Raw genomic sequence first — 20,861 nt, 5'->3', positions numbered from 1 at the left:
GCCGTTCGGGCCCGCTCCGCGTGCGCCGCAGGCCCCGCACGCCCCCGGAGAACAGGAACGGGGCGGGACCCGAAGGATCCCGCCCCGTCGCACTCAGCGCCCCGCAGGGGCACGGTACGGCTACGGACTAGTCGCCCGCGGCCTCCTCAACGGCTTCCAGGGCCTCGCGGAGGCGGTCGTTGGCCTCCTCGCTCGAGTCCTGGGCCTCTTCCCATGCCTCGACGGCCTCGTTGAGGGCGTCCTGGAGGTCGGTGTCGGTACCCCCGTCACCGTCGCCCGCGTCAGCGTCGGCCTCTTCCGGGTCCTCCTCTTCGGTACCTTCCTCGGTACCCTCACCGTCCGGCTCGGGCAGCGGCTCCTCGCCGCCGTCGAACAGGTTGTTCAGGGCGTCCTGGAGGTTGCTGCCGATGGCGACCTCCTCACCGAAGCCGACCATGACCTGCTGGAGCAGCGGGAAGGACGCCGCTCCGCCGCCACCGGCCTGCACGTAGAGGGGCTCCACGTAGAGCAGACCGCCAGCGAACGGCAGGGTCAGCAGGTTGCCTCGGGTCACCTCGGCCTCGGACTGCTCCAGCGGAAGCAGGACCTCACGCACGTCGGCGTCCGAGTCGAACGCGTTCTGGATCTGACCGGGACCGAAGATCACCGTGCTCCGGGGGAGCTCCAGGAGCTTCAGCTGCCCGTAGTCGTCGGACTCGGGGTTGCTGTCCACCGCCATGAACGCGGCCAGGTTCTCACGGTTACGCGGGACGAACGTGGACGTCAGCGAGAAGCTGGCCTCGTCAGCACCAGGGAAGTTGATGGTCTGGCGGTACGGCGGCTCGGGCAGGTCGCCTTCCGTGGTCGGGTCGTCGGGGACCTCCCAGAAGTCCTGACCACCGTAGTAGGCCGCGGCATCCGTGACGTGGTACTCGCGCATGATCTCGCGCTGCACCTTGAACAGGTCGTCCGGGTAGCGCACGTGCTGGACGAGCTCTTCACTCATCTCGTCCTGGCCGACCACCGCACCCGGGAAGGCGTTCTCCCACGTCTGCAGGACGGGGTCCTCCTCGTCCCAGGCGTACAGGGTGACGGTGCCGTCGTAGGCGTCGACGGTGGCCTTCACCGAGTTCCGGATGTAGTTGACCTCGTTGCCCGGAAGGGCACCGACCTGCTGCGCCGAACCATCGGTGAAGGTGTCGGTCACGGCCTGGGTGAAGTCGATCCGGTTGGCGTACGGGTAGCCGTCGGACGTGGTGTACCCGTCGACGATCCACTGAACGCTGCCGTCGACGACCGCCGGGTAGGGGCGGCTGTCCACGGTCAGGAACGGGGCGACCTTCTCCACGCGGTCCAGCGGGTCGCGCTCGTACATGATCCGCGAGTCGCTGGTGATCGCGCTGTTGAGCAGGATGCTCGTTTCCTGGTACTTGATCGCGTACAGGATGCGGTCGAAGAAGTTGTTGAGCGGGACACCGCCCTCGCCGTCGTACCTGTTGTACGCCTGCGAGCCGTCCTCGCCTTCCCCAGCGCCCTCGTCGACGGCCTCGGCGTCCTCTTCCGGCGCCTCATCGGCACCGTTGTCGCCGTCGGTCGGGGCACGGCCCTCGTCCGCGTCCGGGCTCGACTCAACAGCGTCCTCGGGGGTCGGGACCTCTTCGGTCTCCTCCTCGGCGTCGAGCGGGTAGTCGTACTCGTCCTCAGCCTGGACGATGACGTACTCGGCGCCCTCGCGGCCGTAGTAGATCCGCGGCTCGTACTCGCCCGTGACCTCGCTCAGCTCACCCCGCGGCGGGATGTTGAACTCGGTGAAGACCGGGCGGCCCTCGTCGTCGATCAGGTTGCCCGCCGCGGCGACCATTCCGTAACCGTGGGTGTAGATCAGGTGACGGTTCAGCCAGTTGTCCTGGTCGTCGGGCGGACCCTCGAGCTCACGGGCGGCAACGATCGTGTCGACCAGGTTGCCGTCGCTGTCCGCGTAGCGGTCGACCTCCAGCACGTCCGGGAACTGGTAGAACCCACGGACCTGCTGCATCTGCTGGAAGGTCTGCGAGACCACGGAGGGGTCGGCCAGACGGACGCTCGGAATGGTGTCGGCCTCCGCCGCCAGCTCCTGCGGAGTGAGCTCCGTCGTGGCGTCGTAGGTCTCGACTTCCGCGTCCGCGATGCCGTACGCCTCACGCGTGTTCTCGATGTTGCGTTCGATGTACGGGCTCTCCAGGCGCTGCTCGTTCGGGTCGACCTGGAAGTTCTGGACGATTGCCGGGTAAGCCACACCGACGACCAGGCCGGACAGCAGGAGCAGTCCGAGGGACGACACCGGGATCAGCGTGTTCTTGAAGACGATGTTGGCGAAGAAGAGGATCGCGCAGATCACCGAGATGACGGTGAGGATCGTCATCGCGGTCTTCACCGCGTTCACGTCCGTGTAGGACGCACCGAACGTGTACCCGCGGTCGGAGAACACCAGCCCGTAGCGGTCCAGCCAGTAGGACCCGGCGCGCAGCAGCACGAAGAGGCCCAGCAGGACCGAGAGGTGCACCCGGGCGGCGGGGGTGGCGCGCTGACCGGAATCGTTCTGCAGCCGCACACCGCCGTACAGGTAGTGCACGATGACGGCGGCGATGAACGCCAGGATGACGGCCGCGTACAGGTAGCCGAGCAGGACCCGCAGGAACGGGTAGGTGAACGCGAAGAACGCGATGTCCATCCCGAACTCGGGGTCGGCCATCCCGAAGTCGACGCCGTTCACGAACTGCAGGTAGGACCGCCAGTCACCGCTTGCGGCGGCACCGGCCAAGAGTGCCAGGGCACCGACCGCGATCCAGAAGAAGAGCTTGCGGTGCGGGTCGATGGACTCGCGGTAGCGGTCCAAGCCCTGCTGTTCCAGGCTCATGGGACGGATACCGGGCCTGGACCGGTAGGCGAAGTAGATACTCGCGCCGACGACGACCGCCATGACGAGCGCTGCTACGGCGAACAGCAGGACTCGGGTCCACAGCTCGGTCAGGAAGACCGAGGTGTAGCCGACGGAGTTGAACCACTTGTAGTCGGTCCAAAAGTTCGCGGCGAGCATCAACCCCGCGATGATGACGACCACGGTCGCCGCGACTGGCGCGAGCAACCTTGATCGACGAGGCATACGCGCAGGTGGTGCGCCGGGCGATCGGAAGCTCACGCCTCCCCCTCGTTCTGGCTTGGTAGGTGCGGTCGGTGCGCGTGGTGCGCCTTATTAGGGAAAACTTATTTGGTGGCCGCCGGGTTCCCGAAATCGCCCTCGACCCGGTGACAAGGCTGCATCGTTGGTGTATCGGTGACGTATCCGGGCACCACCTTTGCGACCCTACTGGCCGGGAACCGGCACGGCGAGGTTCCCGCATCGGCCACCATGGAAACGTGTCGAACATTCGCGAAGCCGTTATGGACCTGGAACGCCACGCCGCGGAGCAGGGGTGGGACCGCCCGCTGGGGCTCTACGCCCTGGTCCCGACCTCGGAGCTGCTGGCCGCCGAGCCCGCTCTCGCGGGCATGCTGGGGATCGACTCCCCGGCCGACCCCGACGAGCTGACCCCGGTCGAGCAGGAGGCGCTGCCCAAGGACGTTCCCTTGGAGGAGGCGCTGGGCCGCATCCTGTGGCCCGAGGGCGTGGCCGGGTGCGCCCTGGTCATGGAGCGCCTGGTGGTGAAGGGTTCGGACGAGACCCTGGCCGCGGGCGAGGACCCGACCGCCACAGGCAAGGAGACCGAGGAGATCCGGATGGTCGCGGCGGTTCTCCGCGACGGATCGCGCCACTGCGCGATGCGGATGCGCAGTCACGACGCCGAGTCCGAGGTGCTCAACGGCCCGGACCTGATCCCGGCGCTGACCTCGGCGCTCGCCCTCACCCTGGACCTGGAGGAGGAGCCTCCCAAGAACGAGGGCTGACCCTCCCCGGCCGAACCGAAGACCCCGCGAACCACCGGACCCCCACGGCCCGTCCCGGCCGCGGGGGTCCTCTGTCTTCCGGACGTGCCCCCTACTCACAGCGGGGCAGGTCGTCGCCGTCTTCGCGGATGGTGTCCAGCGCGTCCATCGCGTCAGTGAGGGTCTCGATGCTCACCACTTCGAGGTCGTTGCGCGCTGCGGACTGGGAGACCTGGTCACAGCTTTCGGACGCCACGAAGAAGTACTCTGCCCCGTCGCGTTCGGCGCTGACCATCTTCTGCGGGATACCGCTGACCCCGCCGACCTGGCCGTCGGAGGTGACGGTGCCCGAACCCGCGACGCTGACACCGCCGGTGATGCTCTCCTCGCTGAGCCGGTCGATGATCCCGAGGGCGAACATCATGCCTGCGCTCGGGCCGCCGATCTCGCCCACGGCGATGTCGATGTCGACCGGGAAGTCCATGTCGTCGGCGATGAGCACGCCGACCGCCGCGGCGCCGTTCTCGCCCTCGACGGTGTCGAGCTCGACCTCCAGCTCCTCACCGTCGCGGTCCAGGACGAGCTCGACCGGGTCACCGACGTCGCGCTCGGCGACCCGCTCCACCACGTAGGCGCTGCCCACCAGTTCTTCGGGATCGTCTTCGGAGGCGCTCGTGGGCACGGGCCCACCGTCGACCTCGGTGATGAGGTCGCCGGGCTCGACGACGCCGTCGGCGGGCATGTCCTCGATGGTGTCTGCGACCAGCGGGATCGCTTCGTAGGCGAGGTTGATCTGGTTGAGTGCGGCGGCCGTCGCGTCGGTCTGGGAGTCGTTCATCTGGATGGTCTGCCGCTCACTCACCTCCTCGGCCGAACGCCCGGCGGGGAAGAGGAGTTCCTCCGGCAGGACCGCCTGGTCCGGTGACAGCCATGCCGTCACCAGGCTGAGGAGGTCGATCCGGTGTTCGGGGCCGCCCGCGTACTGGACGGTCACCATAGAGAGCGAGCCGTCGTGCTCGTAGTCGTCAGTGCCCTCGACACCGATGATGGGCTGGCCGTCCTCCTGGTCCCCCAGCGTGTCCAGGGTGACCCCGGGTGCGGCCACCAGGTAGGGCATGGGCAGGAAACGGCTGCCGTACCCGAGCCCGGCAAGCAGGACGAGAGCGGCGACAAGGGTCATGACACGACGAACCATGCTGCACACCTTAGAGCCCCCCGGAGACCCGCCGGCGCTAGGGCATGCTCGGCGGACACATACCCTGCTGCGCAGGGGCGCCGCTCCCAGGGCTCAAGGAGAACCTACCCACTCGTTCTCTCCGTTCTCGAAGGCCTGGTTCTTCCAGATGGGCACCTGGGCCTTGAGGTCGTCGATGAGGCGGCGACAGGCGGCGAAGGCCTCTTCGCGGTGTTCGGCTCCGGCCGCTACGACCACGGCGATGTCACCGATCTCCAGGTCGCCGACCCTGTGCACGGCGGCCATCCGCACGACCGGCCGACCCGGGACGGAGGTGTCGGCCAGCACCTTCTCCATGACGGAGCGCAGCCGAGCTTCCACGGTCGGGTGGGCCGAGTAGGACAGGGCGGAGACGTCCCGGCCGTGGTCGTGGTCGCGCACGGTACCGATGAAGACGGCCGTCCCGCCGACTCTGGCGTCGGTCACCGCCGCCAGGACTTCGTCCACGGACAGGGGCGTGTCGCGTACGGCCGCGAGAGTGATCTGTTCCACGTGCAAACCGTACCAAGCGGCCGTTCGCACGACACTCCTGCACTTGAACGGTGCACACGCCGGAACGGGTGCACGCGGGGTCCGCGACGCGCCGTGGACCCCGGACCCGGATCAGCTCTTACCGCGTTTGCGCAGGTGGCGAATGGCTGCCGCGGTTCCGATGGCCGCGGCGGCTGCACCCGCAGCACCCGCGGCGGTGATCGTGACTTCCTTGCGGCCGACGCTGCGCCCGGCGATCGCGTGCTTGCCGCTCTTGGACTCCAGGAGTGCCCCGAGAACGGACTCGTTGTCGTGGGCGGGCTTCCATCCCGCGTCGTGGAGCGCGCGGCAGTCCACGACACACGGGTAGACCAGGAACTTGATCTCGCCCGCGGCGGCCGGGGTGATGCGGGCCTGGTGGAGTCGGCGAACCGCACCGAAGGCCAGGTTGGCGGGGACCTCGAAGTGCTTCATCCCCGCGATGTCCTCCACCTCTCCCTGTGTCAGGGATCCCTCGCTGGCCGCGGCGACCACACCCTTGTCTCCGGTCACGCCATGCAGGGCGCAGAACGCCAGCGCGGAGGCGAGGTCTTCCTCGTGGCAGAACTGCCAGTGCTGTTCGTGGCCCTTGACGGTGAGCAGTCGCGGCGCGGAGAAGTGACGGCTCAGGAGCGTGTCCAGCTCCGGCCCCACCAGCGGGGCGGGGCGCACCACCGTGACGGTGAGCCCGGGGTGGGCCCGGCGGGCGCGCTCGGCCAGTTCCTCGATCTCGGCGAAGTCCCCCACCAGGCCTTCGCTGTTGTCCGAGACACGGCTGGCGTTCTCGGCCAGCGGGACCGGGTTGTCCGGGGCAGCGCCGTAGACCATGGTGCTGGTGATGAGAATGACCCGTGGGACGCCTGAGGCGGCAGCGGCGGTGAGGACGGTCTGGGCCGCACGAACGTTGTGCGCGCGGCGCTCCGCGGGTTTGGTGTCGAGGGATCTGTCGTCAGCCGTGTGCACGAGCACGTCGATCCCGTCCAAGCGGGAGACGAGCCCCGGGTCGCAGATGTCCGCGATACGCCAGGTGACCCCGCGCAGGTCAGCGAACTCTTCGTCGATGGCGACGACCTCGCGGGCAGCGATGGAACCTTCTGGAGTGGCCAGGCGTTGCACGAGGAGTCGGCCCACTCCGGAGGCGGCACCGGTGACCGCCACCGCCATGCCCGCCCTATCCGGTGGGCTGTGCTCTGGGCGAACCTGGTTGCTTTCGGTATTCACTCCGGGCGACTCCCAGCTAACGTGACAGTGGAGACCAAACCTAATCCTGCCTGAGGTCTGATTGTGAGCGACCTGCCTTTCGGTTTCAGCATGCCGAACGATCCCGATGACGAGTCCGGACGCCGCTCTGGCGACTCCGGCTCGGGTGCCGGCAGCGGCCGCCCGGGCGGGGGGGACTCCGGAATGCCGGACGGTTTCCCGTTCGGCGATCCGCAACAGATGGCCAACATGCTCCGCCAGTTCGCGGACATGATGTCGTCCCAGCCCACCCCCGGTGTTCCCGAGGAGGGAAAGACCTCCTCGACGTCCGGCATCAACTGGGACATGGCCAAGAACATCGCGCGGCACACGGTGTCCCAGCAAGGGGACCCGAGTGTGCCGCCCGCCGACTACGCACGGATCGAGGAGGCCCTACGCCTCGCCGACCTGTGGCTCGACCAGGCTACCGACCTGCCCTCGGGGCTCCAGACCGCCCAGGCCTGGAGCCGGTCGGAGTGGATCGAGAAGACGATGGACTCGTGGGCGCAGTTGTGCGACCCGCTGACCGCCAAGACCGTCCAGGCCATGGGGCAGAACCTGCCCGAGGAGATGGCCTCCGTCGCCGGTCCGCTGCTGGGCATGATCCAGCAGATGGGCGGCATGATGGTCGGCCAGCAGGCCGGCCAGGCCATCGGTGAACTCGCCCAGGAAGTGATCGGTACCACCGACATCGGCCTGACCCTCGCCGGAGAGGGCAACGCCGCGCTGCTGCCCTCGGGTGTGGCCCGCTTCAGCGAGGGCTTGGAGATCCCCGACGACGAGGTCCGGTTGTACCTGGCCGCTCGTGAGGCCGCCGTGCACCGCCTCTACTCGCACGTGCCGTGGCTGCGCTCGCACGTGTCCCGGCTCGTCGAGGAGTACGCGGCCGGAATGTCCTTCGACGTCAGCGGACTCGAGGACAAGCTCGGTGAGATCGATATCTCCAACCCCGAGGCGCTGCAGGAGGTCATGTCGGGCGGGATGGGCCCCGAGGGCCTGCTCCAGCCGGAGGACACCCCGCAGCAGAAGGCGGCCCTGGCGCGCCTGGAGACCACCCTCGCCCTGATCGAGGGCTGGGTGGCGACCGTGGTGTCTTCGGCCGTGTCCGACCGCCTGCCGCAGGCCGGGGCGCTCGCGGAGACCACCCGGCGCCGCCGTGCGACCGGTGGCCCCGCCGAACACACCTTCGCCGCCCTGGTCGGCCTGGAGCTGCGCCCGCGCCGCCTGCGCGAGGCCGGTGCGCTGTGGTCCGCTTTGGAGGAGGCCCGTGGCGTGGAGGGCCGGGACGCCGTGTGGCAGCACCCCGACCTGATGCCCACCGGTGACGACCTCGACGACCCGGACGCCTTCGTGCACGGGCGGAGCGAGTTCGAGGGTGCGGACTTCGACATCTCGTCGCTGACCGAACCCGACGGCTCGGAGAAGCCCAAGCCCGGCGAGGAGACCGGCGAGGACGAGGACAAGGACGGCAAGTAGGTGACTCTGCACGCGGACGCCCGGGCGGCGCTCGGCGCGTGGCGCGCGCCCGACGAGGGGCAGGAGCGGCTGCGCGACTCCTATGTGAAGCACCTCGACGCGCACGCCGACGGCATGTGGCGCGAGTGCCTGCCCGGCCACCTGACCGCGAGCTCGGCGATCATCTCGGCCGACGGTTCCAGGGTGGCCCTGGTCCTGCACCGCGTCCACAGGATGTGGTTGCAGACCGGTGGCCACTGCGAGACTGAGGACGCCACGCTGGGCGGTGCCGCGCTGCGCGAGGCCACCGAGGAGTCGGGGATCTCCGGGCTCACCGTGCTCCCCGACCCCGTACGGCTGGACCGCCACGCGGTGCCGTGCGGTGGCGGCAGCTTCCACCTGGACGTGCAGTACGCGGCCCTCGCCCCGGGCGACGCGGTGCTGGTCCGGGACCCGGACGAGTCCGCCGACCTGGGTTGGTTCCCGGTCGACGACCTCCCTGAGCCCACGGACGACTCCGTGCGCGACTTGGTCAGGTCGGCGGCAGCCGCGGTGCGCGCCGCCGGTGTCCCCTCGAGGTCCGCGCCGTGTCCCTGATCACCGTCATCGGCATGCTCGGCGGTCTGGCCGTCGTCCTGGTCGCCCGCCGAGGCAAGAAGGCCATGGAGAAGCTCATCGCCGACGAGCTGGCCGGGCGCGCCGGGCCACGGGAGATCGCCCAGGCGCGCGTGGAACAGAAGCGGCGCTCCGTGCTCTTGGTCCAGGCGATCTGCGGTTTCGTGGCCGTACTGCTGGTGGCGGTGCTGGGGCGGGCCGCGGTCTCCGGCGACTGGGGCGGTATGACGACCTACTACGCCGCCATCTTCGGTGTCGTGCTCGTGGTGAGCGGGATCGCCCTGCGGCAGGTCGGCAAGGACCTCACGCGCGCCCGGGAGAAGCTCGACCAGCTCAACTCCTGACCCCGACCGGTTCACCGGCCCGGAGACACTTGACACGATCGGGCGTACAATTTCTTGTACAGGCAAGGTCGGGTATCCCGATGGCAGCCGCAGGAGGAACCGTGACCAAGACGATCACCTACTCCGAGTCCCGCGCCAACTACGCGGCCACCATGGACGCGGTCGTGAATGACCGCGAGGAGGTCATCATCACCAGAGCCGGACACGAGCCCGTGGTGATGATGGCCCTGTCCGAGTACGAATCCCTCAGAGAGACCGCCTACCTACTCCGCAGCCCGGAGAACGCTCGGCGCCTGGTCGATGCCATCGAGCAGCTCGAGTCCGGCCACGGGGTAGAGCGGGGCCTTTCCGAATGAAGCTCGTCTGGGCGGAGCACGCCTGGGAGGACTACGTCTGGGGGCAGGGGCAGGACCGCAAGGTCCTGAAGCGCATCAACGCACTGCTTAAGGACATCAGCCGACACGGCAACGAGGGCATGGGGAAACCCGAGCCGCTACGCCACGGTTTCCATGGCTACTGGTCGCGGCGGATCACCGATGAGCACCGTCTCGTCTACCGTATCCACGAGGATGAGATCCGCATCGTGGCCTGCCGTTACCACTACGGGAAGTAGGCGCCCGACCGGTCACTCCTCGAAGGCGACCTCGTCGGCCTCGAGCGCCTCGTCCTCTTCCTCGGCGTGGAAGCACGTCTCGGAGCGGCTGCCCGCGCTGAAGCCCTCCAGGTAGCCGCGGGCGCGGTCCGCCTTGGGGTAGCGGCGGACCAGGTCCCAGAAGTCCCGGCCATGGTGCGGGATGTGCAGGTGCGCGAGTTCGTGGACCAGGACGTAGTCCACCACCCAGGCCGGCATTCCGGCGACGCGACGGGAGATCCGGATGCTTCGGGTGTCCGGCGTGCAGGAGCCCCAGCGGGAGTTCTGGTTGTCGACCCAGCGGACGCTGTCGGGGAGGAAGGTGCCGTCCAGGTAGCGCTCGGCCAGTTCGACCGCGCGCTCGTGGAGTTCACGGTCTCCTGGGCGGCGGCGCCCCTCGCGCGCCTCGAGCTTTTGCAGCATCTGATCCACCCAGCGCTTTTCCTCTGCGCGGGAGAACGTCGCGGGCACGAGGACGACCGTGGTGTCCCCGTCCCGGTAAGCCGACACGGTACGCCGACGACGAGGACTGCGTCGTACCTCGATTTTGGTGTTCGAGGGCACGAACTTTACGGTATCCGAGGGAGGCGCATCCGAACAGGTGTGGCTTGACCCGTTATGCCAGCGGTGCGACACGATGTCCGCCTACAGCCTCCGAGTCGCGAATCGCCTGCCCGCGGCGGGTTCAGCTCTGACCAGGGCGACTTTTCGGCCGGTGACAGAAGACACATCACGCCGATTCTCGGAGCCCCCACGCGATTTTGGTTATGAAAATGAGACCGGACAGCGCTCCCATGGGGGAGGCTGCCCGGCCTCGTAGTTCGACCGGCTACGCCCGGATGACAGTTCAGTCGGGTGGGCCACCGGCTCGGCCCTGACCGCTCAGGGCGTTCCGGTCACGCTCACCGGCGGTCAACATAGCCGGGACCACGCGATTTCCATGATCGCCTGCTCCGCACGGCGGTCCTCGCGCTGGCGAGCTCGAAGCTGTCGGGCACCAAGCCTTCTCACCTGGCGCTCCTTCGGCTCGTCCGTCGACCGCTCCACCATCTGCATCAGTTCCTGCATCATCGCTCTAAGAGTCCTTCTCGCTGGTTCGTGTGTGGGAGTGCTCGACCGTGTCGGGGGTCAGGCCGCGACCGGGGCGGGGTGCTTCCGGGGGCGGCCACGGGGGCGCTTGCGCGCCACGACCTGACCGGAGACGAGCAGCTGCCCGCCCCAGACCCCCCACGGCTCACGCCGCTCGAGCGCGTCCGCCAGGCACTGCTCCTTGATCGGGCAGGCTCCGCAGATCGCCTTGGCCTGCTCAACTTCGGCGGGGGCCTCCGCGAAGAACAGGTCCGGCTCCGCACGGCAGGGAATGTCGACCTCGCCCAGGTTGGGCGTTTCCAGGACCGACGCAAGCATCGGTGCCCTCCAAGATCTTTGATCGTTCGTACAACGCGGTCGGTGTTCAGTCACCGGAACCAGTCCGGTGCGGGACCTGGACTTGCGATGCCGCCGCTACTGCCCTCGTCTCTGGGAGACGGGAAGCCAACGGAGATACAAAGAAAGCCGCGGCCCCTTTTCTGGGGTCCGCGGCCACGGTCGGAACTCTCGGCCTAGTGTTGCCCTAGGCCGGAATCTTCCGTGGACACTCCCCCAATGCGCCATACCAGCGCGGGGTTTCGTGCGATGCCTGGTCGAAGCCACCGATGAGCTTGCCTCGATCAAGGGCAGGCTCGGACTCGTGGCGCAGGCCACCGGGAGCACCGGCTTCGGACACACCGCTCCCCATGGCCGACACACCAGCCCTGACGAGCTGGACGGCCTCGGCGGCGGGATTGCCACTTCCGGTGTTCAAACGGTTGCCAACGGTGGCGACCTTGATGGTGCTACCGCTCAGGGCGATGCCCGAAGCGACGCGCGGCGAGAACAGCTGCCAGGCAGCGATACCGGTGGTTTCCGTGTTCTTCGTGGTCATTGGATCGGGCACCTCCTTCAAAGTCGGGCACAGGGTCTTGCACCTGTACCGAGAGCGGTCATTGCGACGGTGTACACACTACGGACCGCCCCACAAGTCGGCAACCTATTTTTGACCTGCGAAAACGTCCGCATCTGGCCAGAACTTCGAGGGAATGACGAAGGGTCCGAGAGCGTTACCGGCACGCTCTCGGACCCCTGTCAGAACCCTCTTTCCGGGTCTTGGCTGGTGAAGGGCGGCGGGCCGCCCCGAGCCTGGGCCTAAACCCAGCCCTCCGCATCGACCACCCGGATCATCCCCTCCTGCATCACGGAGCAGACGAGCTGTCCGTCCCGGGTGTAGACCAGACCGCGGGCCAGTCCCCTGGCGCCCTGAGCGGTCGGGGACTCCTGCGCGTAGAGCAGCCACTCGTCCGCGCGGAACGGGCGGTGGAACCACATGGCGTGGTCGAGGCTGGCCATCGAGATGCCCGCGAAGGAGCGGCCGTGCCGCAGCAGCACCGTGTCCAACAGCGTCATGTCCGATGCGTAGGTCATCAGGCACACCTGGGTCATGCGGTCGTCGGGCAGCTTGCCGTTGACCTTGAACCACACCGGATTGGACGAAGTGCGCAAGTCGGGGTCGCGCTCGGCCTCGAACGACATCGCGCCCACCGGCCGCATCTCGATCGGGTGCCACTGCACGAAGTTGGGCACCTTGCCGAAGGCCTTGTGCAGCCGTTCACGGGTGCTGAGCAGGTCCTCGGGCGGGGGCACGTCCGGCATGGGGATCTGGTGGTCCAGCCCCGGCTCTTCCTTGTGGAAGGAGGCGGACAGGGTGAAGATCGCCTTGCCGTGCTGGATCGCCACGACCCTGCGGGTGGTGAACGAACGACCGTCGCGGACCCGGTCGACCTCGTACACGATCGGCACCGACGGGTCGCCCGGCCTTATGAAGTAGGCGTGCAGGGAGTGCACATGCCGGTCCGAGGGCACGGTCCGGCCCGCCGCGACGAGCGCCTGCCCCGCGACCAACCCGCCGAATACCCGCTGGGGGCCCTCCGTCGGGCTGCTTCCGCGGAAGATGTTGACCTCGATCCGCTCCAGGTCCAAGACCCGCAGCAGATCCTTCAGGGGCTGCCCGCTGGGCCCGGCGTCGACGCGTTCACTCATCCTCTTCCTCTCCGTCACCGGCGGCCGACCCCACCGGTTCACGCCCCGCGACCAGCGCGAGTACCGCCTCACCGTAACGGTCGAGCTTGACCGCTCCGACACCGGACACGGCCGAAAGCTGGGAGACGCTCGAGGGCTCCTGTTCAGCGATGGCCTGGAGGGTTGCGTCGGTGAAGATCACGTAGGCGGGGACCTTCTGCTCCTGCGCCGCCTCCCTGCGCCAGTCGCGCAGACGCTCCAGCAGCGCCTCGTCGTAGGTGGACGGGCAGTCCAGACAGCGGCCGAGCTTGCGCTCGGGGGCGTCGGAGAGCACGTTCGAGCACACACGGCACCGCACGACCCCGCCCTTGCGGCGGTCCCGGCGGTTGGCGGTGGAGGGCGACGCGGGGCGCAGGCCGTCGAGGAACCGCGACGGCTTTCGCGTCTTCCTGCCGCCGGGCGAACGCGACAGGGACCAGGACAGCGCCAGATGGGCGCGGGCACGGGTGACCCCGACATAGAAGAGCCTGCGCTCCTCCTCCACCTGGTCGTCGGTCTCCGCGTAGATAATCGGCATCATGCCCTCTGTGAGGCCGACGAGGAACACCGCGTCCCACTCCAGTCCCTTGGCGGAGTGCAGGGACGCGATGGTGACGCCCTCGAACCCGGGTGCGTGCTCGGTGGCCATGCGCGCGTCGAGCTCGTTGACGAAGTCGGCCATGGTGGCGGCCCGGCCCCCGGTCCCCGCGCCCGCTGCCACGTCTTCGGCCAGCTGGGCCAGCGCGGAGAGCGACTCCCAGCGCTCCCTGGCTTGGCGGCCCTCGGGCGCCCTCTCGGTCAGCCCCATCTGTGAGAGCAGGTGGCGCACGGTCTGCACGAGGGGCTCGGCCTCCTCGTCGGCCGCGCCGTGCCGGGCACCGCGCAGGGTGTGCACGGCCTGCCTGATCTCGGGGCGTTCGAAGAAGCGCGCGGTGCCGCGCACGGTGAAGGGGACGCCCTCGTCGGTCAGAGCCTGTTCGTAGGCGGCGGACTGGGAGTTGGTGCGCAGCAGGACCGCGATCTCGCTCGCGGGAACCCCGTCCTCCAGGAGCACGCTGATCTTCCGTGCGACCCCGGTGGCCTCGGCGGGCTCGTCCTCGTACTCCTGGTAGAGGGGGTCGGGGCCGTCGGGGCGCTGCGCCTGGAGCGTGAGGTGGTTCGCGGAGGCCGTTCCCCGGGCCTGCCCGATGACGTGGTTGGCCACTCGCACGACCTGGGGGGTCGAGCGGTAGTCGCGGACCAGCCGGACGACCGCGGCGTGCGGGTAGCGGTTCCCGAACCCGGTCAGGTAATCCGGAGTCGCCCCGGCGAAGGAGTAGATGGTCTGGCTGGGGTCGCCGACCACGCAGAGGTCGTCGCGGTCGCCGAGCCAGGCGTCCAGGAGGAGCTTCTGCAGCGGGTTGACGTCCTGGAACTCATCCACCACGAAGTAGCGGTACTGGTCGCGGACGCGCTGGGCGATCGCCGGGTACTCGGTGATCATCCCGGCGGTGAGTTCCAACATGGACTCGAAGTCGAGGAGGTTGCGCTCGCTGCGCAGCTCCTCGTAGGCCTCGTAGACCCGCGTGACCTCGCCGGTGGACATCGGCGCCTGCCGGCCAGCCTTGGTCACGGCCTTGTCGTAGTCGCTGGGGCGTACCTGGGTGACCTTGGCCCACTCGATCTCACTGGCGAGGTCGCGCAGCCCGATCCGATCCGGTTGCAGCCCCACCGAGTTGGCCGCGCGCGCCACCGCCTGGATCTTGCTGTCGATCAGGGTGGGTTTCTCACCGCCGACCACTTGTGGCCAAAAGTAGGAGAGCTGACGGAGCGCGGCCGAGTGGAAGGTCCGGGCCTGCACCCTGGGGGCTCCGAGAGAACGGAGCCGGCCGCGCATCTCCCCGGCCGCGCGCGCCGTGAAGGTGACCGCGAGGATCTGCTGTTCGGAGACGATTCCGCTGGCCACAGCATGTGCGATGCGGTGCGTGATGGCCCTGGTCTTCCCCGTTCCAGCACCGGCCAGAATGCACACGGGGCCGCGCAAAGCACGCGCCGCCTCGGTCTGCTCCGGGTCCAGTCCCTCCAGGACGCGGTCGGGGTCCATGGTGCTCCTGAATCGGTTTGGGGCGGTTGTGCGCGCACAGTCTCTCAATTATCGGTTGTCAAGGGGAGCGGATCGACCGACCCTGGTTGTGGAATGGGGTGAACGAGCCAAGCAACACATTCCAGAACCAGTCGCCCTTGTGAGGCGTCCCACGTTGTGTCGTGCGGTCATGGGAAGCGGTTGGGTACCCCTTGGTGTTGGAACGGGGGGATCCATCCCGACCATGACCTTCGACCTGAAAGACGTGAGCGAGATGACGAGTACGGACACCGAGAAGTTCACCATGTACAGCACTCCCTGGTGCGGGTACTGCAGACGGCTCAAGAGCCAGCTCTCCCGCGAGGGGATCACCTTGCACGAGGTGAACATCGAGGACAATCCGGAGGCCGCGGAGTACGTGATGAAGGTGAACGGCGGAAACCAGACGGTTCCCACCGTGGTCTTCAGCGACGACTCCGCCATGACCAACCCGTCACTCGCTCAGGTGAAGAAGAAGTTGGCCGAGCTGTCCTAGGACGAACGGCGCGGGCCGCTGCTGCGGCCCGCGCGACGGGGAGCCCTCCCTCAAGGGCTGACACCCCCGGGTCCGACCGGCGGTCCGGCCGACATCGGAGCTCGGACCATGATGACGGGGAGTGTTGAGTTGGGGGACCAAGTGAGGCCTCATGACATAGCGGTCACCGACACGGTGGACGTCGAAGTGGTGCGCCGCACCCCGAACGGGTGGCGTGTGGGCACAGGCCAGAATGGGCACGAGACGCCCGACCTGGTCAGCGCAATGGTCCTGGCGGACCTTCTCACCTCGGAAGCGGGCACGAACCGCCCTCGTACGTCGGCGCCCGGCCGGGCCCCCGAGGGTGCCACGGAAGTGGAGCGCCTTCGGCACACCATCACGCAGCTGGAACACGCCCTGCACTCGCGCGTCGTGGTGGAGCAGGCGATCGGTGTCCTCGCCGAACGGCACACGATGCCGCCGCGCGAGGCCTTCGAGAGACTGCGCTCCTCTGCCAGGTCCCGCGGACGCAAGGTCGCCGAACTGGCCCGGGACGTGGTGGAGAGCAGCACGAGCCCGCTGACCGTTCTTCCGGACGAGCTCAACACGGAGACTGGCTGACAGCACTCGGTGCGGGCTGCGGACCGTCCGATTCGGGGGGACGGACGGCCCGCGGTCACCAGCCGCCGGGGAGCTCCGCGCCGTACCAGTGCTCGACGAGGGTGCGGGCAATGGAGACCCGTCCGGGCAGGACGACCTCCTCGGCGTACACGGCCTCCGCCAGTTCGGAACGCGTGAACCACCGGGTCTCGGCGATCTCGTCGTCGGTGGCCTCGGTCTCGCCCACGGCGCGGGCGGTGTAGCCCATCATGAGGCTGCGCGGGAACGGCCAGGGCTGCGAGGACACGTAACGGGGCTGCTCGACGACCACGCCCGCCTCTTCGGCGACCTCGCGCACGACCGCCTGCTCCAGAGACTCCCCCGCGTCGACGAACCCGGCCAGCACGGAAAAGCGCCGGGCGTCCCAGTTCGGGTTGTTGCCGAGGAGCGCTTCCTCCTGCCCGTCACGCTCCCGGTGCACCAGCATGATCACCGCAGGGTCCATCCGGGGGAACTGTTCGGTCCCCTCCGTCTCGCAGACCCGGACGTGCCCCGCCTTCTCGATACGGGTGCGCGCGCCGCAGCGCGGACAGAAGCCGTGGCTGGCGTTCCAGTTGGCAAGAGCGATCGCCCGGGTGAACAGGCCCGTGTCGTGGTCGTTCAGGATCGCGCCGACGTCGCGCAGGGAGGCGGGTTCTGCGACAGGGTTCGCGGCCAGGTCCGACTTGGAGCGGACCGCGAAGTAGGCGCGCTCGCCGTCGGTACCCAAAAGGTAGCGCTCGCCGGCCGGGGCGTGCTGGGGGTCGGTGAGGACCAGTTCACGGGTCTGGCCAGTGGTGACCAGCGCTCTGGACTGCTTGGCCATGAGCGCCTTCCAGCCGTAGCTGCCGGGCTCCCCTCCCTCCAGGACCAGGACCCGGGTGCTCGGGTCCTGCCAGGCTGCTGCCAACCATGCGTCGTCTCCGCGCCGGTGCCCGGCGGGGTCGACGGTAGAGCGGGAGAGGAGGGGTGCGGCTTCGGATTCCATACGGCCTTCCGGGTTCGTGGTTCACCTACTAGGTGTAGCGCCTTCGAGGGGATCGCGCACTCCCGTCAGGGAAACCGGTGAGGGAGTGCGGCCACCGCACGGGCGGCGGCCGCACCGGGCTCAGGCGCCCTTCGCGGCGCCCAACTCCTCCCACAGGTAGGCGGCGCTCTCGGCGCCCTTCAGCAGAAGGGGCATCTCGACCTTCTCGTTGGGGGCGTGGATGCGGTCCTCGTTGAGTCCCACGGCCACGAACACCAGCGGAGCGTCGAGGATGTCCGCGATGTCCGCCTCGGGTCCACTGCCGCCTTCACGGGTGAACAGGACCTCCTTGCCGAAGGCGCGGCCCATGGCGGAACGGGCGGCCTTCAGGGCGGTGGAAGACAGGTCGGAGGCGCAGGCACGCACACCCGGACCGCCGAACTCCAGCTCGGCGCTGATGCCGTCGGGGGTCGCCGCCTCGACGTAGGCCCGGACGCGGTCCTGGATCTCCAGGGGCTCCTGTCCAGGTACCAGGCGGAAACTGATCTTGGCATGCGCGGAGCGGGGAACGATGGTCTTGCCGCCCGCGCCGGTGTGGCCGCCCCACATGCCGTTGATCTCCGCTGTGGGTCGCAGCCAGACGCGCTCCAGGGTGCTGTAGCCCTTCTCGCCGCGGGCGGCCGTGGACGCCGCCGTGGCCAGCCAACGCGCCTCGTCGAAGGGCAGGCGGGCGATGAGTTCGCGCTCTTCGTCACTGGCTTCGACGACACCGTCGTAGAAGCCGGGGATCACGACGCGGTTGTCTGCGTCATGCAGGCCGGAGAGCAGGTCGCTCATGACCTTGAGCGGGTTGGGGACGGCACCGCCGAAGGAGCCGCTGTGCAGGTCCCGTTCGGGGCCGTACAGGTTGACCTCCACGTCGGTGACACCGCGCATGCCCACGCACATGGAGGGGGTGTCGGGGGCCCACATGGTGGTGTCGGAGATGACGGCGACGTCGCAGGCCAATCGCTCGCGGTTGGCCTTCATCAGATCGGCGAAGTGCACCGACCCGGACTCTTCCTCGCCCTCGACGAGGAGCTTGACCGTGACCGGAGGGGCGTCGGCGCCAGAGGCGGCCAAGGCGGCGCGCACGCCCAGGGCGTGGAAGAGGACCTGGCCCTTGTCGTCGGAGGCGCCCCGCGCGTAAAGGGAGGTGCCGCGCTCGGTGGGGACGAAGGGCTCGGTCTCCCACTCCTCGACCGGGTCGACCGGCTGCACGTCGTGGTGGCCGTAGACGAGCACGGTGGGCGCCTCGGGATCGGCCGCGGGCCACTCAGCGAACACGGCGGGCAGGCCGGGGGTCTCCCAGACCTCGACCGTGGGGAACCCGCTCTCGGTGAGGTGGTCGGCCAGCCACCCGGCGGAGCGGCGCACGTCCTCGTGGCGCTCGGGGTCTGCGGAGATCGAGGGGATCGCCAGCCACTCTTTGAGCGAAGCGAGGAACCCGTCCCGGTGGGCCTCGATGTAGGCGCGTGCGTCCATGTGCCGTCCTTGTCCTAGACATCCTTGTCGACATCGACCATAGAACCTGGACACACATGACCGGCCACGCCAATCTAAAACCCAATGGTTGTAGATAACGAGTCCAGCGAGCACGCGAGCGTGGACCGGCTGTTCCACGCCCTGTCCGACGGCACCCGCCGTGACATCCTCCACCGCTCAGTGGAGGGCGGCCTCTCGGTGTCACGGCTGGCCGAGTACTACCCGATGAGCTCTGCGGCAGTGCAGAAACACGTCACGGTGCTGGAGCGGGCCGGTCTGGTGAGCAAGGAGCGCCACGGACGGGAGCAGCTCGTGCGCCTCGAACCCGACGCCGTGCACCGGGCTCGAGCGGCCCCCGACCGGATCGAGGGGTTCGGGGAAGAGCCGGGCGAACCCGGGGGCATGCCGAGCGTCACCATCCGATGGGAGATCAGCGAGCACGGCGACGGCGCCCGTATGGTCTTGCGCTCGACCTTCACGTCGGTCGAGGCCATGGAGCAGATGATCGAGATGGGCATGGACGAGGGCATGAGCGCGGCGATCGGACAGATCGACAAGCTGCTCGCCGCCTGAGCCCCGAAGCGGCTCAGGCCCGGGCGGTGTCCTGCGCGGCGTGACGGTCGGCCAGCCGGGCAGGGCCCTCGACCCACCCGACTCCGGGTTTCCGGGGTTTCGGATGGAACCATTTGCGGTGTTCGGGACTCTGACGACACGGGGCGGGAAAGACCCGTCCCGGACCCAGGAGGCCCGTGTGAGCACCAACCCCCAGATCGCCGCCAGGTTCGGCGACCTCTTCGACGTCCTGGACACCGACGATGACAAGACCGTGACCTGGAACGACTACCAAAGACTCGTGGACCGGTACGTGTCCGGCTACGGCTTGGAAGCGTCGGCGCCCCGTGCGCAGGCCATCCAGACGGCATACGAGTCCCTGTGGCAGAAGCTGGCCGGACAGGCCGAGGAAGAAAGCCTGGACCGCGAGCAGTTCGTGGCCGCCATGCACGCGGCCGCGGAGGACCGCAGCCCGTCCAACGCGGCCGAGGCCGTGGCGGAAGCGGTGTTCGACCTGCTCGACGCCGACGGCGACGGCCGGATCAGCGAACAGGAGTTCCTGGTCTACGCCAACACCCTCGGCGCAGAGGAACAGGGCGCCAAGAAGCGGTTCGCGCACGTCGACACCGACGGCGACGGCGACATCAGCCGTGAGGAGTTCGTGCTGTCCGCCCGGCAGTACCTGTTCGGCGACGACATCGACTCCCCTGGCGGCTTCGTTTTCGGCGTGGTCTGATTCGGCACGGACTGATTCGGCACGGTCTGATTCGGCACGGACTGATTCGGCACGGTCTGATTCGGCACGGACTGATTCGGCACGGTCTGATTCGGCACGGACTGACTCTCGCGCGAACCCCCAGCGAGTGAATTCCCAGGGGCAGCAGCACCCATTCTTGCAGCCTGGAGTTCCTCTATGCGACTAGGGCTTCCCTGCCGGTCGGCAGTTTCTCCGATAGCTGGGGCCTGCCCTTGGCAACTGGGAGTGTCCTCCTTTCCCGCCGCCCGATTGTGGCCGTCTCCGCTACGCGCGTCAAGGTAGACGCCATCGAGCGCTTCGCGCATCAAAGGCGCTCCACCTTGACACGCTCCGCTCCGACGGCGGGTTGGCGGCTATCGGGAAAGGGGGACGGGTGGTCGAGGCCCGAGCCATTCCGGGCTACGCCCGAAAAACTGATTCTGTCGGCCTGACGGCCGATGCCTGCCCCTGCGCCGGAGCGTTGACGCCTGGCGGTGTCGCGGCTGGTCATTCGCCCCTGCGAACCCCGAACAGCGCGGCCTGACGGCCGGGTGGGCCCCTGCGCCGGAGCCTACCGGTTGCGGGTGTCGCGGCCGGTCAATGCGCCCAGCGAAAACCCCGATGATCTTGCCCCTGTCTCCACCCTCGGCCGCCGAGAGTGGAGACAGGGGCAAGATCATTCCCATTGTGGTGTGCATTGAGGTTTTCTCAACGAAGATCATTTCCACTGCCCGTTGAGGACAAGCGCGGATCGTGTGATGTCGCCGAACCGGGAGGGACTCAGTGAGACCCGCTTGAGCGCACGCCAGCGCTCCTTGAGCTCGG

Annotated in this window: 22 protein-coding genes; 10 read left to right on the top strand and 12 right to left on the bottom strand. The window is 68.5% G+C overall.

Annotation, left to right across the window (positions count from 1 at the left end; translation table 11 throughout):
- Positions 1 to 127: 127 nt before the first annotated feature.
- Positions 128 to 3,121, bottom strand: coding sequence for a UPF0182 family membrane protein (locus ACYVDG_RS16180; protein ID WP_460752559.1), 2,994 nt, complete (start codon positions 3,119 to 3,121; stop codon positions 128 to 130).
- Positions 3,122 to 3,375: 254 nt separating this feature from the next.
- Between ACYVDG_RS16180 and ACYVDG_RS16175 the strand changes: the two genes are divergently transcribed.
- The gene (locus tag ACYVDG_RS16175; protein ID WP_460752556.1) at positions 3,376 to 3,903 is read left to right on the top strand and encodes a PPA1309 family protein; all 528 of its coding nucleotides are present in this window, start codon (positions 3,376 to 3,378) and stop codon (positions 3,901 to 3,903) included.
- 91 nt (positions 3,904 to 3,994) lie between these two features.
- On the opposite strand, the gene ACYVDG_RS16170 is transcribed toward ACYVDG_RS16175, so the two are convergent.
- From ACYVDG_RS16170 to ACYVDG_RS16160, 3 genes are all read right to left on the bottom strand, one after another.
- Positions 3,995 to 5,062: a YlbL family protein gene (locus ACYVDG_RS16170; RefSeq protein WP_460752830.1), complete on the bottom strand. Its 1,068-nt coding sequence runs from the start codon at positions 5,060 to 5,062 to the stop codon at positions 3,995 to 3,997.
- Between the two features lie 108 nt (positions 5,063 to 5,170).
- Complete coding sequence (locus tag ACYVDG_RS16165; protein ID WP_460752553.1) at positions 5,171 to 5,608, bottom strand: molybdenum cofactor biosynthesis protein MoaE; 438 nt, start codon at positions 5,606 to 5,608, stop codon at positions 5,171 to 5,173.
- 111 nt (positions 5,609 to 5,719) lie between these two features.
- On the bottom strand, positions 5,720 to 6,790 hold the full coding sequence (locus ACYVDG_RS16160) for an NAD-dependent epimerase/dehydratase family protein (RefSeq protein WP_460752550.1): 1,071 nt from the start codon (positions 6,788 to 6,790) through the stop codon (positions 5,720 to 5,722).
- A 120-nt stretch (positions 6,791 to 6,910) separates the two neighbouring features.
- Here ACYVDG_RS16160 and ACYVDG_RS16155 point away from each other — a divergent pair, with 120 nt between their 5' ends.
- The 5 genes from ACYVDG_RS16155 to ACYVDG_RS16135 all read left to right on the top strand — a co-directional run bounded on the left by ACYVDG_RS16155 (position 6,911) and on the right by ACYVDG_RS16135 (position 9,892).
- Positions 6,911 to 8,341, top strand: coding sequence for a zinc-dependent metalloprotease (locus ACYVDG_RS16155; RefSeq protein WP_460752546.1), 1,431 nt, complete (start codon positions 6,911 to 6,913; stop codon positions 8,339 to 8,341).
- A complete protein-coding gene (locus ACYVDG_RS16150; RefSeq protein WP_460752543.1) occupies positions 8,342 to 8,917 on the top strand; it encodes an NUDIX hydrolase in 576 nt (191 codons plus the stop codon).
- Complete coding sequence (locus ACYVDG_RS16145; RefSeq protein ID WP_460752540.1) at positions 8,908 to 9,279, top strand: hypothetical protein; 372 nt, start codon at positions 8,908 to 8,910, stop codon at positions 9,277 to 9,279. Before ACYVDG_RS16150 ends, ACYVDG_RS16145 begins: the two co-directional genes overlap by 10 nt.
- 101 nt (positions 9,280 to 9,380) lie before the next feature.
- Complete coding sequence (locus ACYVDG_RS16140) at positions 9,381 to 9,635, top strand: type II toxin-antitoxin system Phd/YefM family antitoxin (RefSeq protein ID WP_460752536.1); 255 nt, start codon at positions 9,381 to 9,383, stop codon at positions 9,633 to 9,635.
- Positions 9,632 to 9,892: a Txe/YoeB family addiction module toxin gene (locus ACYVDG_RS16135; RefSeq protein ID WP_460752533.1), complete on the top strand. Its 261-nt coding sequence runs from the start codon at positions 9,632 to 9,634 to the stop codon at positions 9,890 to 9,892. The genes ACYVDG_RS16140 and ACYVDG_RS16135 overlap by 4 nt, the downstream gene beginning before the upstream one ends.
- A gap of 12 nt (positions 9,893 to 9,904) precedes the next feature.
- On the opposite strand, the gene ACYVDG_RS16130 is transcribed toward ACYVDG_RS16135, so the two are convergent.
- The 6 genes from ACYVDG_RS16130 to ACYVDG_RS16105 form a co-directional block, all read right to left on the bottom strand.
- Positions 9,905 to 10,474, bottom strand: a complete 570-nt coding sequence (locus tag ACYVDG_RS16130; RefSeq protein WP_460752528.1) for a M48 metallopeptidase family protein — start codon at positions 10,472 to 10,474, stop codon at positions 9,905 to 9,907.
- A 348-nt stretch (positions 10,475 to 10,822) separates the two neighbouring features.
- Positions 10,823 to 10,981 (bottom strand): hypothetical protein, encoded by a 159-nt coding sequence (locus tag ACYVDG_RS16125; RefSeq protein ID WP_460752525.1) that lies wholly within the window; start codon positions 10,979 to 10,981, stop codon positions 10,823 to 10,825.
- Positions 10,982 to 11,038: 57 nt separating this feature from the next.
- Positions 11,039 to 11,317, bottom strand: a complete 279-nt coding sequence (locus tag ACYVDG_RS16120) for a WhiB family transcriptional regulator (protein WP_460752522.1) — start codon at positions 11,315 to 11,317, stop codon at positions 11,039 to 11,041.
- A gap of 205 nt (positions 11,318 to 11,522) precedes the next feature.
- Positions 11,523 to 11,873 (bottom strand): hypothetical protein, encoded by a 351-nt coding sequence (locus ACYVDG_RS16115; RefSeq protein WP_460752519.1) that lies wholly within the window; start codon positions 11,871 to 11,873, stop codon positions 11,523 to 11,525.
- A 260-nt stretch (positions 11,874 to 12,133) separates the two neighbouring features.
- Positions 12,134 to 13,024, bottom strand: coding sequence for an acyl-CoA thioesterase II (gene tesB, locus ACYVDG_RS16110; protein ID WP_460752515.1), 891 nt, complete (start codon positions 13,022 to 13,024; stop codon positions 12,134 to 12,136).
- Positions 13,017 to 15,125: an ATP-dependent DNA helicase UvrD2 gene (locus ACYVDG_RS16105; RefSeq protein ID WP_460752512.1), complete on the bottom strand. Its 2,109-nt coding sequence runs from the start codon at positions 15,123 to 15,125 to the stop codon at positions 13,017 to 13,019. Before ACYVDG_RS16105 ends, tesB begins: the two co-directional genes overlap by 8 nt.
- A gap of 223 nt (positions 15,126 to 15,348) precedes the next feature.
- Here ACYVDG_RS16105 and ACYVDG_RS16100 point away from each other — a divergent pair, with 223 nt between their 5' ends.
- Together ACYVDG_RS16100 and ACYVDG_RS16095 are read left to right on the top strand one after the other, a co-directional pair.
- Complete coding sequence (locus ACYVDG_RS16100) at positions 15,349 to 15,639, top strand: mycoredoxin (protein ID WP_460752507.1); 291 nt, start codon at positions 15,349 to 15,351, stop codon at positions 15,637 to 15,639.
- A gap of 111 nt (positions 15,640 to 15,750) precedes the next feature.
- A complete protein-coding gene (locus ACYVDG_RS16095) occupies positions 15,751 to 16,239 on the top strand; it encodes an ANTAR domain-containing response regulator (protein ID WP_460752503.1) in 489 nt (162 codons plus the stop codon).
- Positions 16,240 to 16,294: 55 nt separating this feature from the next.
- Here the strand turns inward: ACYVDG_RS16095 and nudC are convergent, their stop codons facing one another.
- Both nudC and ACYVDG_RS16085 read right to left on the bottom strand, forming a co-directional pair.
- Positions 16,295 to 17,245, bottom strand: a complete 951-nt coding sequence (gene nudC / locus ACYVDG_RS16090; RefSeq protein WP_460752500.1) for an NAD(+) diphosphatase — start codon at positions 17,243 to 17,245, stop codon at positions 16,295 to 16,297.
- Between the two features lie 120 nt (positions 17,246 to 17,365).
- Complete coding sequence (locus tag ACYVDG_RS16085) at positions 17,366 to 18,748, bottom strand: dipeptidase (protein ID WP_460752497.1); 1,383 nt, start codon at positions 18,746 to 18,748, stop codon at positions 17,366 to 17,368.
- A gap of 84 nt (positions 18,749 to 18,832) precedes the next feature.
- On the opposite strand from ACYVDG_RS16085, the gene ACYVDG_RS16080 reads away from it, so the two are divergent.
- Entirely contained in the window at positions 18,833 to 19,321 is a 489-nt protein-coding gene (locus ACYVDG_RS16080) for a metalloregulator ArsR/SmtB family transcription factor (protein ID WP_460752494.1), read from the top strand.
- 178 nt (positions 19,322 to 19,499) lie between these two features.
- On the top strand, positions 19,500 to 20,036 hold the full coding sequence (locus ACYVDG_RS16075; protein ID WP_460752490.1) for an EF-hand domain-containing protein: 537 nt from the start codon (positions 19,500 to 19,502) through the stop codon (positions 20,034 to 20,036).
- The last annotated feature ends 825 nt before the right edge of the window (positions 20,037 to 20,861 follow it).

Source organism: Nocardiopsis oceani, from assembly GCF_054777395.1.
This window is presented reverse-complemented; position numbering and strand designations above follow the sequence as displayed.

Coding starts and splice junctions, on each gene's coding strand:
- ACYVDG_RS16180 (WP_460752559.1), bottom strand. CDS start 3,121: ATGCCTCGTCGATCAAGGTTGCTCGCGCCAGTCGCGGCGACCGTGGTC.
- ACYVDG_RS16170 (WP_460752830.1), bottom strand. CDS start 5,062: ATGACCCTTGTCGCCGCTCTCGTCCTGCTTGCCGGGCTCGGGTACGGC.
- ACYVDG_RS16160 (WP_460752550.1), bottom strand. CDS start 6,790: ATGGCGGTGGCGGTCACCGGTGCCGCCTCCGGAGTGGGCCGACTCCTC.
- ACYVDG_RS16135 (WP_460752533.1), top strand. CDS start 9,632: ATGAAGCTCGTCTGGGCGGAGCACGCCTGGGAGGACTACGTCTGGGGG.
- ACYVDG_RS16125 (WP_460752525.1), bottom strand. CDS start 10,981: ATGATGCAGGAACTGATGCAGATGGTGGAGCGGTCGACGGACGAGCCG.
- ACYVDG_RS16120 (WP_460752522.1), bottom strand. CDS start 11,317: ATGCTTGCGTCGGTCCTGGAAACGCCCAACCTGGGCGAGGTCGACATT.
- ACYVDG_RS16115 (WP_460752519.1), bottom strand. CDS start 11,873: ATGACCACGAAGAACACGGAAACCACCGGTATCGCTGCCTGGCAGCTG.
- tesB (WP_460752515.1), bottom strand. CDS start 13,024: ATGAGTGAACGCGTCGACGCCGGGCCCAGCGGGCAGCCCCTGAAGGAT.
- ACYVDG_RS16105 (WP_460752512.1), bottom strand. CDS start 15,125: ATGGACCCCGACCGCGTCCTGGAGGGACTGGACCCGGAGCAGACCGAG.
- ACYVDG_RS16100 (WP_460752507.1), top strand. CDS start 15,349: ATGACCTTCGACCTGAAAGACGTGAGCGAGATGACGAGTACGGACACC.
- ACYVDG_RS16095 (WP_460752503.1), top strand. CDS start 15,751: ATGACGGGGAGTGTTGAGTTGGGGGACCAAGTGAGGCCTCATGACATA.
- nudC (WP_460752500.1), bottom strand. CDS start 17,245: ATGGAATCCGAAGCCGCACCCCTCCTCTCCCGCTCTACCGTCGACCCC.
- ACYVDG_RS16085 (WP_460752497.1), bottom strand. CDS start 18,748: ATGGACGCACGCGCCTACATCGAGGCCCACCGGGACGGGTTCCTCGCT.
- ACYVDG_RS16080 (WP_460752494.1), top strand. CDS start 18,833: ATGGTTGTAGATAACGAGTCCAGCGAGCACGCGAGCGTGGACCGGCTG.